Raw genomic sequence first — 10,880 nt, 5'->3', positions numbered from 1 at the left:
GTCTGAATCGGAAAAGCCCGGTCGCAGGACCGGGCTAATTCATTGATGATATTTTAATAAGCCGGCTTAGGCCGAAAGCGACTTTACGCGGCTCGCAAGACGCGAAACCTTGCGCGATGCCGTGTTGGCATGCAGCACGCCCTTAGTGGCTGCGCGCATCAGTTCCGGCTGGGCTGCCTTCAGGGCTGCCTGGGCGAGAACCTGGTCGCCGGAAGCAATCGCTTCTTCGACCTTGCGGATGAAACCGCGAACGCGCGAACGGCGGGACTTGTTGACTTCCGTGCGGCGTGCGATCTTGCGGGTCGCTTTTTTCGCCGAAGTTGTATTGGCCATTTGGTGTCTCTCTTCGAAATCTGACAAAAACTCTCAACCGCCGTGCCGGGTCACTGCGACCTGTCGTCCAAGCAAGTAGGGAGCAATATCGGAAAACCTTGGAGCGGCTTTCCAAACTGTGGGCGGCATATAGCCTTAAACACCGCCTGCGTCAACGCGCTATTTTTTAAAAGGCGGCGCGTGGGACTTCCTCGTCGCTCACGCTATTTCTGGCATTTCGGGCAGTGGAAGGTCGACCGTCCCGCCTGAACGACACGGGCGACAGTCCCGCCGCAGCCGGGCGTCCGGCATGGCTCGCCCTCACGATCGTAGACCGAGAATGAATGCTGGAAATAGCCGAGCGTGCCGTCGGTCTGGATATGGTCGCGCAGAGACGACCCGCCGGCCGCGATCGCATCGGCGATCACGGCACGGATTGCCTCGGTCAGGAGCACAAGCGTCTTTTTCGGCTTTCCCTTTGCATCCACCAATGTTCCTGCGGCTCGCAGCGGCGACAGGCCGGAGCGCCACAGCGCCTCGCAGACATAGATATTGCCGAGGCCGGCAATGTTCTTCTGGTCGAGCAGCGCGGATTTCAGCGGTTGGGCCTTTCCGGCAAACCGGGCGGCCAGGTAGTCGGCGTCCAGCACATTGCCGGTCGGCTCCTCGCCGAGATCGCGGAAGAAGGCGTGGGCGGTCAGCGTATCGCGCCGGGCGATGTCCATGAAACCGAAGCGGCGCGGATCGTTGTAGATGACCCGGGCCGGCCCTCCAGCATTTTCCAGGTGGAAGACCACGTGGTCGTGTTTCTCGTCCTTGCCGCGCGGGTGATGAAAATCGCCGGGCATATCGGATGCCCGGCCTTCTTCCACGCGAAAGGACCCGGACATGCCGAGATGAGCGATGATCACGTCGTCGCCCTCGAGATCGATCAAAAGGTATTTCGCCCGCCGTCCGAGCGAGATGATGCGCCGGCCGGACACGAGCGCGGCGAAGCCGGCAGGGAAGGGGAAGCGCAGGTCCGGCCGGCGCAGCTCGGCGCGGACCAGCAGGGCGCCCTCCATGGCAGGCGTCAGGCCCCGCCTGACCGTTTCCACCTCGGGAAGTTCCGGCATTCATATCTCCTTGCCCCATCGTCCGGGGCTATTTGGCAATTCCATTCGCCACGTACATATCCTATAGCAGGCCGGCTCTCGTCGCGGGCGGGAATGCCGCAGGCGAGTGTCCGCCGCAGAGATAGCGTGGATGAAGCGAATTCGCTATGGTCGGCGCGACAGGATAAAACGGAGTGTTTGTTGATGACAGGTGAGCGCACGTCTGCCGATGGCGGCATGGAAACCTCCTACGGTTTTCGTCAGGTTGGCCAGGGTGAGAAGCAGGCGCTCGTCAACGACGTCTTCCATAAGGTTGCCAAGCGCTACGACATCATGAACGACGTCATGTCCATGGGCCTGCACCGGGCCTGGAAGGACGCGATGATATCCGCGCTCAATCCGCGCCGCTCCGAGGACTACAAGGTTCTCGACGTCGCCGGCGGTACCGGTGACATTGCCTTTCGCATCGTCGAGGCGTCGGACCGCATGGCGCATGCCACCGTGCTCGACATCAATGGTTCGATGCTTTCAGTCGGCGCCGAGCGGGCCGAGAAAAAGGGGCTGTCTCCCAATCTCACCTTCGTCGAGGCCAATGCCGAGGAACTGCCCTTCGAGGCCAATTCCTTCGATGCCTATACGATCGCGTTTGGCATCCGCAATGTGCCGCGCATCGATGTGGCGCTCTCGGAAGCCTATCGCGTGCTGAAACGCGGCGGCCGCCTGCTGGTGCTGGAGTTCTCCGAGGTCGAGATGCCGCTGCTCGACAAGGTCTATGACGCCTGGTCGTTCAACGCGATCCCGAAATTCGGCCAAATGGTCACCGGCGATGCCGAGCCCTATCAGTATCTGGTCGAATCGATCCGCAAGTTCCCCAACCAGCGCGATTTCGCCGCCATGATCACCAGGGCCGGCTTCGCGCGCGCCACCTTTACCAATTACACCGCCGGCATTGCCGCGCTGCATTCCGGCTGGAAGATCTGACGCATGATGCCCATTCTCGCGAAGCGCTCCAAGGGGCTGCCCCTGCGCGGCGGTAATCCGCTATGAGCACGCCCGCAGCCTATCTTCGTCTTGTCCGGATCGGCTGGGTGCTGGTGCGCGAAGGCGTGGTCTCGGCCTTGCCGTCGGAAAACCTGCCGGCGCTGCCCAGGGCGGCACAATCCTTTGCAGGCCTGTTCGCCCGCCGCCGTGCGAAAAAGGAGGATCGCAGCGACCGGCTTGCCCGGGCCATAGAACGGCTCGGTCCGTCCTATGTGAAGATCGGTCAGTTCCTCGCCACCCGTCCCGATGTCGTCGGCGCCGAGTTTGCCCAGGATCTGTCTTTCCTGCAGGACCGGATGGCGACCTTCCCGGTGGAGGAAGCCCGCGCCGCCATCGAAGGTTCGCTCGGCCGTCCGGTCGCCGACCTCTACGCCCATTTCGGCGAGCCGATCGCCGCTGCCTCGATCGCCCAGGTGCACCCGGCCATCGTGCTGCGCGACGGCGTCGAGGAGAAGGTCGCGGTCAAGGTCATCCGCCCCGGCGTGCGCCAGCGTTTCGCTCATGATCTGGAGGCGATGTTCCTCGTTGCCGGGCTGCAGGAGCGTTTCCTGCCGCACTCGCGCCGCTTGCGCCCGGTCGAAGTGGCAAAGACGCTGGAGCAGACGACCAAGATCGAGATGGATCTGCGGCTTGAGGCCGCCGCCCTGTCGGAACTCGGCGAGAACGCGGCGAATGATCCGGGGTTCCGCGTACCGAAGGTCGATTGGGAACGCACCGGCCGCGACGTCGTGACGATGGAGTGGATCGACGGCACCAAGATGTCGGATGTCGAGGGGCTGCGCGCTGCCGGCCATGATCTCGATGCGTTGGCCGATACGCTGATCCAGTCCTTCCTGCGTCACACGCTGCGCGACGGCTTCTTCCATGCCGATATGCATCAGGGCAATCTCTTCGTTGATCCAAAAGGAATGGTCGTCGCCGTCGATTTCGGCATTGTCGGCCGTCTCGGCAAGAAGGAGCGCCGCTTCCTCGCCGAGATCCTCTATGGTTTCATCACCCGTGACTACCGCCGCGTCGCCGATGTGCATTTCGAAGCGGGCTATGTGCCCGGTCACCATGACGCCGCAAGCTTCGCCCAGGCGATCCGTGCCATCGGCGAGCCGATCCACGGCCAGCCGGCCGAAACGATCTCCATGGCCAAGCTTCTGACGCTGCTGTTCGAAGTCACCGAGCTCTTCGACATGGAAACGCGGCCGGAACTGGTCATGCTGCAGAAAACCATGGTCGTCGTCGAAGGTGTTGCCCGCACGCTCAATCCGCGTTTCAACATGTGGAAGGCCTCCGAGCCGGTGGTCGGCGCCTGGATACGCGACAATCTCGGTCCCAAGCGCATTCTGGGGGATGTGAAGGAAGGGCTTCATGCCGCCCTGCGTCTTGCCGAGGCCGCGCCCGAGATCGCCGCCAAGACGGAAAAGTTTTCCCGCGAGATCACGGCGATGGCCGAAAACGGCCTGCGCTTCGATGTCGGGACTGCCGAGGCGATCGGCCGCTCCGAGGCCCGCCACAGCCGTTCAGGCCGCGTTGCTCTCTGGGTTATCGCGCTGGCGCTGGTCTTCATCGCCTGGAAGCTCGCCTGATTTCAGGACCCGGCCGCACCCTGTTCCATTGGGAACTGCGGTCTTGCCGGGACACCGGCATTCTCCTCTTCAAGGATGAGGCGGGCTCATCCGGCCAATCATCTGAGGAGAGACCACCATGCGCAAACTGATTATCGCCTCCATTGTTGCCGCTGGTGCGGCTCTTTCTTTCGCAGCCCCGTCCGAAGCCGGCGGTTATTATGGCGGCGGCTACAATGATGGCTATTACGGCGGCGGCTACGATACTGTCGATCACTCCTATGGTCACAGACGCCACCACTACAAGCGGAGCTATTACGAGCCCCAGTGCTGGATCAAGAAGGTCCGCCAATACGATTATTACGGCAATCTGGTCGTCAAGCGGATCAGGGTCTGCAGCTGATCGGCCTCCCCGGCAGCGCAGTCCTTGGCGAAGGCCGGCGGGTTTCCCACCGGCCTTTTCGCTGCCGGTATCGCTGGTCCATGGAAACACTGCGAAACCAAAAGCGGGAAACATTACAAACATTTCATGCCATTGGACTTCAATAAGGCGTAGTCTCCGCCTAGTTGAATACGGAAATTGCATGACTGTATGCCCAAATCGATTTGAGAGATGTTTGAATGGCGGATGCCACCCGAAAAATGCCACCCGCGATCGAAGCGGCTGAGACACCCGTCGTCCAGCCCGCACCGCTGCCGAAAAAGCGGACCCGGTCGGGAAGGCGATGGCTGATCCTGTCTGCCCTGGTTCTGGTTGCCGCCGCCGGCTGGTACGGCTGGTCGACCTACGGAAAGCAGAGCACCACCGACGCCGTCGTGACCGAAACGCCGGTTCGCGGTGACATCGAAAACAGCGTGACGGCCTCGGGTCTCTTGAGCCCGATCAAGGATGTCGATGTCGGCGCCCAGGTTTCCGGCCAGCTGAAAAGCCTCAAGGTCGAGATCGGCGACAGCGTCAAGCAGGGGCAGCTGATCGCCGAGATCGACAGCGCGTCGATCGAGACGCAGATCGAGATCGCCGACGCCGAGATCGCCAATCTCCAGGCCCAGATGATCGACAAGACGGCGCAGGTTGTGCTGTCCGCCGCCACCCTGACGCGCCAGCGCGCGCTCGTGGCCGGCAATGGCGCGGCGCAGTCGGCGCTTGACGCGGCGATCGCGGCGCTGGCGACGGCCGAGGCCAATGTCGATGCGCTGAAAGCCCAGATCCGCAAACAGCAGGCGACGCTGAAGGATGCGCGCATCAGTCTCGGTTATACCAAGATCTATGCGCCGATGACCGGCACCATCGTCAATACATCCGCCAAGGAAGGCCAGACGCTCAACGCCAACCAGACGGCCCCGACCATCGTCACCATCGGCGACCTCTCGACCATGACGGTCGAGGCACAGGTGTCGGAAGCCGATGTCGGCAAGCTGAAGGTGGGGATGAATGCCTATTTCACGCTGCTCGGGCAGCCGGGCAAGCGCTATCCCGGCACCCTGCGCCAGATCCAGCCGACGCCCGCGACCGAAAACAACGTCGTCCTCTACTACGCGCTGTTCGACGTGCCCAATCCCGAAGGCACGTTGATGATGAACATGACGGCGCAGGTCTTTTTCGTTCAGTCGTCGGCCGAAAACGTGCTGACGGTCCCTGTCGCCGCCGTTCGCCAGGGTGCCGATCGCAAGTCCGGCGAAGTCACGGTGGTCACCGCGTCCGGCGCCCGCGAAACCCGCAAGGTCGAGACCGGCATCCGTAACCGTGTTCGCGTCGAGATCACCGGGGGGCTCGACGAGAACGATGCCGTGGTGGTCGGAACGGGCTCGGCGGACAAGGCCGCGTCTTCCGGCCGTTCCAATTCGCGGCGCAACATGCCGCCGCCGATGTTCTAGGGGCGCTTGCCATGACCGCGCTCATCTCGCTCCAGAATATCCGCAAGACCTTCGTCAACGGCGACGTGGCCGTCGAGGTGTTGCGCGGCGTCTCCCTGGATATCCAGCCGGGCGAGTTCGTCGCCATCGTCGGTGCGTCCGGCTCGGGCAAGTCGACGCTGATGAACATCCTCGGCTGCCTCGATACGCCGACCGGCGGCCGCTATCTGCTCGAAGGCGAGGACGTATCGGGTCTGAACGCCGACGAACTGGCATCGCGCCGCCGGCAGATGTTCGGCTTCGTCTTTCAGAGCTACAATCTGGTGCCGACCGCGACCGCGCAGGAAAACGTCGAGATCCCCGCCATCTATGCCGGCATGCCGGCGCGGGACCGGCGCGAACGGGCGGAAACCCTGCTGCGCTCGCTGCGGCTTGGCGACCGCCTGGATCATCTGCCCAACCAGCTGTCCGGCGGCCAGCAGCAGCGTGTCTCGATCGCCCGCGCCTTGATGAACGGCGGCCAGATCATCCTCGCCGACGAGCCGACCGGTGCGCTCGACAGCCAGAGCGGCAAGGAGGTGATGGCGACGCTGCGCCAGATGAACGATGAGGGCCATACGGTCATCATCATCACCCATGCGCCGGAACTGGCCGAATCCGCCGACCGCGTCATTGAGATCAGCGACGGCCTGATCGTCGCCGACCGCATCCCGGGCAATATCCGGCGGATCGGCCGCAGCAAGCCGACGCTTGCGGCACGCGCCGCCGGCAAGGCCGCCATCGTTACCGATGTGGCGGAGGCCGTGCGCATGTCGTTGCGCGCGCTCAGAGCCAATCTGTTCCGCACCATCCTGACGCTGCTCGGCATCGTCATCGGCGTCAGCTCCGTCGTCGCCATGCTGGCGATCGGCACGGGCGCGCAGGATTCCGTCTTGAGCCGCATCGCGGCCATGGGGTCCAATCTTCTTGTGGTGCGGCCCAACATGGCCAATTTCCGCGGCGGTGAGGGGGGCAGCATCGTCTCGCTGATCCCGTCCGATGCCGACGCCATTCTCAACCTGCCAAACATCAGCTTTGCCGTGCCGGAAATGTCGAGTTCTCTCACCGTGCGCGTCGGCAATCTCGATACGCAGACCACCGTCAACGGCACGGTGCCGCAGTTCCCCGAGGCCAAGTCGTGGGCGGTGGAGGATGGCGCCTTTCTCGAAAAATCGGACATGGATGCCTATTCGACCGTCGCCGTTCTGGGGCGGACGGTTGCCGACACGCTGTTTCCCGACGGTGCCGATCCGCTCGGCCAGTATATCCTCATCAAGAACATCCCCTTCCAGGTGATCGGCATCATGTCGAAAAAGGGGGCAACCGCCGGCGGCAACGACCAGGACGACACGGTTCTGGTGCCGCTCTCGACCGGCAATCTGCGCCTGTTCGGCGCGCGCAACGTCCGTTCGATCACCGTGCAGGTGAAAGACGACAGCGCCATCAACGTGACGCAGGATCAGATTCAGGCTCTGCTCGACGAGCGCCACAAGCGGCAGGATACGCAGATCACCAATCTCGCGGCGATCCGCGAGGCGTTTACCGAAACCTCCAACATCCTGAAGATATTCCTCGGCTCCATCGCGGCGATCTCGCTGCTGGTCGGCGGTATCGGCGTGATGAACATCATGCTGGTCTCCGTCACCGAGCGCACCCGCGAGATCGGCATCCGCATGGCAACGGGCGCGCGCGGCCGCGATATCCTCACGCAGTTCATCGTCGAGGCGCTGGTCGTCTCCGCCCTCGGTGGCCTGATCGGCGTGGGATTGGGCTTGAGTATCGGCGCGGTGGCGCAGGCCTTCGGCATCGCCGTCAGCTTTGCGCCGGGGCCGGTCATCCTTGCCTTCGGCAGCGCCTTCCTCACCGGCCTCGTCTTCGGTTATCTGCCGGCCTACAACGCCTCGCGCCTGCAGCCCGCCGTGGCGCTGGCCTCGACCTGATCACTGGTCCAGCTCCCTCCCGGTTGACGCCCGTCTTCTGATCGTTTCCACTGGTGCAAGCGAAACAGGAGGGAGCCCAATGTCGGACGCAGATCGCTTCATGACCGAGGCCATCGCGCTTGCCCGCGAGAATGTCCGCAGAGGCGGACGCCCGTTCGGTGCCGTGTTGGTCATGGATGGCGAGGTCGTCGCCCACGGCGTCAACGGTGTGGTGGAAACGCATGACCCGACGTCCCATGCCGAAATTCTCGCCGTGCGCGCGGCGGCCATCAAGCGCCATTCGCCCATCCTGAAGGGCGCCACCATGTACGCCAGCGGCCACCCATGCCCGATGTGCCTCGCCGCCATGCGTCTTGCCGGCATCACCGATATTTTCTACGCCTATTCCAACGAGGACGGTGCACCTTACGGGCTGACTTCGGCTGTGCTCTATGACGACCTCAGAAAACCCTTGGCCAAACAGCAGATGAGTTTTGCCTACCATCCGGTGCGGCCGCAGGGCGAGGCCGATCTTTATGATCTATGGCGGGAGATGCAGGAGGGGTAATCCGCCTCCCCGCTCGCGGGAGAGGGGACGACAGGAGTATGCGGCTTGGTCTTTCTCCCCGTCATGACGGGGAGAAGGTGCCCGCCACTCATTGTTGGAAGGGGGGCGGATGAGGGGCGTGGCGATGAGCACCCGCCACCCCAAAACAACTCAAGCGTTCCGCACTGGCGCCAGCAGCCTCAGCGCATTGATCGTTACCAGCACGGTCGCACCCGTATCGGCAAGGATCGCCGGCCAGAGCCCGGTAATGCCGGCAATCGTCGTCACCAGGAACACGGCCTTCAAGCCCAGCGCAATGGTGATGTTCTGGCGGATATTGCCCATCGTTCGCTTCGACAGGTCGATCATCTGAGCGACATCGCCGACCCGGCCGTGAAGCACGGCGGCGTCCGCGGTCTCCAGTGCCACATCGGTGCCGCCGCCCATGGCAATGCCGATATCGGCCGCCGCCAGTGCTGGCGCGTCGTTGATCCCGTCACCGACCTTGGCGACGACAAAACCCTGCTGCTTCAGTTCGCCAACGATCCGCTGCTTGTCTTCCGGCATCAGTTCGGCGCGAACCTCGATGCCCAGCTGCTTGCCGATCGCCGTTGCGGTCCGCTTGTTGTCGCCGGTCAGCATGACGATCTTTACGCCAGCATCCGTCAGCGCCTTCAGTCCGGATTTCGCATCCGCACGCGGCTCGTCGCGCATGGCGATGGCGCCCGCCAGTGTCTCGCCGATGATCAGCACGGACACCGTCTTGCCCTCGTCATTCAGCGCGGTGATCTGTGCCGCCTGCTCGGCCGACAGCGCCACACGATCGCCGGCCGCCTGTGGCGATCCGAGGAAGACCGCCTTGCCGTCCACGGTCGCCGTTACGCCCTTGCCGCCCAGCGCCTTGGCATCGGATACGGAGGGAATGGTTATCTTGTCGGTGGCGGCCCGGTCGAGGATCGCCTTGGCCAGCGGATGGCTCGATCCGGTTTCGAGCGCCGCCGCAAAAGTCAGGACCTCGGTTTCAGAATGGCCGAAGCTGATGATGTCGGTGACCTTGGGTTTGCCCTCGGTCAGCGTGCCGGTCTTGTCCAGCGCCACCGCGGTGATCGTACCGAGCGTTTCCAGCACGGCGCCGCCCTTGAGCAGCAGACCGCGCCGCGCTCCTGCCGAAAGCGAGGCGGCAATCGCCGCCGGCGTCGAGATCACCAGCGCGCAGGGGCAGCCGATCAAGAGAATGGCAAGCCCCTTGTAGACCCACTCACTCCACGCGCCGCCCAGAAACAGCGGCGGAATAATCGCAACCAGCGCACCGACGATGACGACGCCGGGCGTGTAATAGCGCGAGAACCGGTCGATGAAACGCTCGGTCGGCGCCTTGGATTCCTGCGCTTCCTCGACCAGCTTGACGACGCGGGCAATGGTGTTGTCGGCGGCGGCCGCCGTGACCCGGACCCGCAAGGCGGCATCGCCATTGATCGTGCCGGCAAAGACCTTGTCGTCGACGCCCTTGCGCACCGGCGTGCTTTCGCCCGTCACCGGCGCTTCGTCGATGGCGCTTTCACCCGACAGGATCACGCCATCTGCGGAGACCCGGTCGCCGGGGCGAACCAGGATAACCGCGCCAACGGCAAGGCTTTCGGCCGGAACCGAACGTGTCTGCCCATCGACCTCAAGCAGCGCCTCCTTCGGCACCAGCGCCGTTAGCGACTGGATGCTTTGACGCGCCTTGCCCGCCGCCACACCCTCGAGAAGCTCGCCGACCAGGAAAAGGAAAACCACGGCGGCGGCCTCTTCGCCGGCATCGATGATGACGGCGCCGACGGCCGCGATGGTCATCAGCATCTCGATCGAAAACGGCGTGCCCGCCATGGCGGCCATGATCGCCCGGCGCGCGATCGGGATGAGCCCGATCAGCATCGCGGCAACGAAGATGTAAGACGCGATCGAAGGCACGAGATGACCGATCGCATAGGCGACGACAAGCGCCGCACCCGACAGGATCGTCAGCTTGCCCTTTTTGCTCGCCCACCAGGGGCCGGTCGCCGGGCCATGGTCGTGTCCGTGAAAACCTTCGATTTCGGCCGCCCCGGCCTGCTTGGCGTGGTCATGTCCAGCGTGGTCATGGCGGGCATGATCGTGATCCGCATGCGCGTGGCCGTCCGTGCCGTGATCATGGCCGCATCCCGCATGCGTGTCTTCGACAGCCGTCGTCGCCGCCTTGCCCGCCAGCTGCGAGACCGAATAGCCAAGGCCGGTTACCTTCTTTGCAATGGCGGCAAGGTCGCTCGCATCGTCATGATTGACGGTCATGGTGCCGGCGGTCACCGAGACCGAAACGTCGCTGACACCCGGCATGCGCCGGACGGCCGTGTCGATCTTTGCCGCGCAGGAGGCGCAATCCATGCCTTCCACCCGGTACCGTGTCTGTATCGCCTCTGTCATGATCCGCTTCCTGTGTGCGCTTGCTTGTCAAACTGAAGCATCTTTCCTACATCCTCTAGCGACTAGAGGTGCAAGA

Annotated in this window: 9 protein-coding genes; 6 read left to right on the top strand and 3 right to left on the bottom strand. The window is 63.6% G+C overall.

The window, feature by feature from the left end; all coding sequences use genetic code 11:
- Window positions 1-66 precede the first annotated feature (66 nt).
- Both rpsT and mutM read right to left on the bottom strand, forming a co-directional pair.
- Window positions 67-333 (bottom strand): 30S ribosomal protein S20, encoded by a 267-nt coding sequence (rpsT, locus tag ADU59_RS04270; RefSeq protein WP_068951970.1) that lies wholly within the window; start codon window positions 331-333, stop codon window positions 67-69.
- A 203-nt stretch (window positions 334-536) separates the two neighbouring features.
- Window positions 537-1,427, bottom strand: coding sequence for a bifunctional DNA-formamidopyrimidine glycosylase/DNA-(apurinic or apyrimidinic site) lyase (gene mutM / locus ADU59_RS04265; protein ID WP_068951968.1), 891 nt, complete (start codon window positions 1,425-1,427; stop codon window positions 537-539).
- Between the two features lie 183 nt (window positions 1,428-1,610).
- Here mutM and ubiE point away from each other — a divergent pair, with 183 nt between their 5' ends.
- From ubiE to ADU59_RS04235, 6 genes are all read left to right on the top strand, one after another.
- A complete protein-coding gene (gene ubiE, locus ADU59_RS04260) occupies window positions 1,611-2,387 on the top strand; it encodes a bifunctional demethylmenaquinone methyltransferase/2-methoxy-6-polyprenyl-1,4-benzoquinol methylase UbiE (RefSeq protein ID WP_068951966.1) in 777 nt (258 codons plus the stop codon).
- A 62-nt stretch (window positions 2,388-2,449) separates the two neighbouring features.
- Window positions 2,450-4,024 (top strand): 2-polyprenylphenol 6-hydroxylase, encoded by a 1,575-nt coding sequence (ubiB, locus tag ADU59_RS04255; RefSeq protein WP_068951964.1) that lies wholly within the window; start codon window positions 2,450-2,452, stop codon window positions 4,022-4,024.
- A 118-nt stretch (window positions 4,025-4,142) separates the two neighbouring features.
- Window positions 4,143-4,406 carry a hypothetical protein gene (locus ADU59_RS04250; protein WP_068951962.1) on the top strand — a complete coding sequence of 88 codons (264 nt, stop codon included), beginning with the start codon at window positions 4,143-4,145 and terminating at the stop codon, window positions 4,404-4,406.
- A gap of 218 nt (window positions 4,407-4,624) precedes the next feature.
- A complete protein-coding gene (locus tag ADU59_RS04245) occupies window positions 4,625-5,878 on the top strand; it encodes an efflux RND transporter periplasmic adaptor subunit (protein ID WP_068951960.1) in 1,254 nt (417 codons plus the stop codon).
- 11 nt (window positions 5,879-5,889) lie between these two features.
- Window positions 5,890-7,836 carry a MacB family efflux pump subunit gene (locus ADU59_RS04240; RefSeq protein WP_068951958.1) on the top strand — a complete coding sequence of 649 codons (1,947 nt, stop codon included), beginning with the start codon at window positions 5,890-5,892 and terminating at the stop codon, window positions 7,834-7,836.
- 79 nt (window positions 7,837-7,915) lie between these two features.
- Window positions 7,916-8,383 carry a nucleoside deaminase gene (locus ADU59_RS04235; protein WP_068951955.1) on the top strand — a complete coding sequence of 156 codons (468 nt, stop codon included), beginning with the start codon at window positions 7,916-7,918 and terminating at the stop codon, window positions 8,381-8,383.
- 150 nt (window positions 8,384-8,533) lie between these two features.
- On the opposite strand, the gene ADU59_RS04230 is transcribed toward ADU59_RS04235, so the two are convergent.
- The gene (locus ADU59_RS04230; RefSeq protein ID WP_068951954.1) at window positions 8,534-10,804 is read right to left on the bottom strand and encodes a heavy metal translocating P-type ATPase; all 2,271 of its coding nucleotides are present in this window, start codon (window positions 10,802-10,804) and stop codon (window positions 8,534-8,536) included.
- Window positions 10,805-10,880: the final 76 nt, after the last annotated feature.

Origin of the sequence: Pararhizobium polonicum (assembly GCF_001687365.1) — a bacterium.
Classification (GTDB): Bacteria; Pseudomonadota; Alphaproteobacteria; order Rhizobiales; family Rhizobiaceae; genus Pararhizobium; species Pararhizobium polonicum.
Note: the sequence above shows the minus strand (reverse complement) of the source record. Positions and strands in the feature narration are given on the sequence as shown.

Excerpts from the sequence above, each read along its gene's own strand:
- rpsT (WP_068951970.1), bottom strand. The coding sequence starts at position 333 with ATGGCCAATACAACTTCGGCGAAAAAAGCGACCCGCAAGATCGCACGC.
- mutM (WP_068951968.1), bottom strand. The coding sequence starts at position 1,427 with ATGCCGGAACTTCCCGAGGTGGAAACGGTCAGGCGGGGCCTGACGCCT.
- ubiE (WP_068951966.1), top strand. The coding sequence starts at position 1,611 with ATGACAGGTGAGCGCACGTCTGCCGATGGCGGCATGGAAACCTCCTAC.
- ubiB (WP_068951964.1), top strand. The coding sequence starts at position 2,450 with ATGAGCACGCCCGCAGCCTATCTTCGTCTTGTCCGGATCGGCTGGGTG.
- ADU59_RS04250 (WP_068951962.1), top strand. The coding sequence starts at position 4,143 with ATGCGCAAACTGATTATCGCCTCCATTGTTGCCGCTGGTGCGGCTCTT.
- ADU59_RS04245 (WP_068951960.1), top strand. The coding sequence starts at position 4,625 with ATGGCGGATGCCACCCGAAAAATGCCACCCGCGATCGAAGCGGCTGAG.
- ADU59_RS04240 (WP_068951958.1), top strand. The coding sequence starts at position 5,890 with ATGACCGCGCTCATCTCGCTCCAGAATATCCGCAAGACCTTCGTCAAC.
- ADU59_RS04235 (WP_068951955.1), top strand. The coding sequence starts at position 7,916 with ATGTCGGACGCAGATCGCTTCATGACCGAGGCCATCGCGCTTGCCCGC.
- ADU59_RS04230 (WP_068951954.1), bottom strand. The coding sequence starts at position 10,804 with ATGACAGAGGCGATACAGACACGGTACCGGGTGGAAGGCATGGATTGC.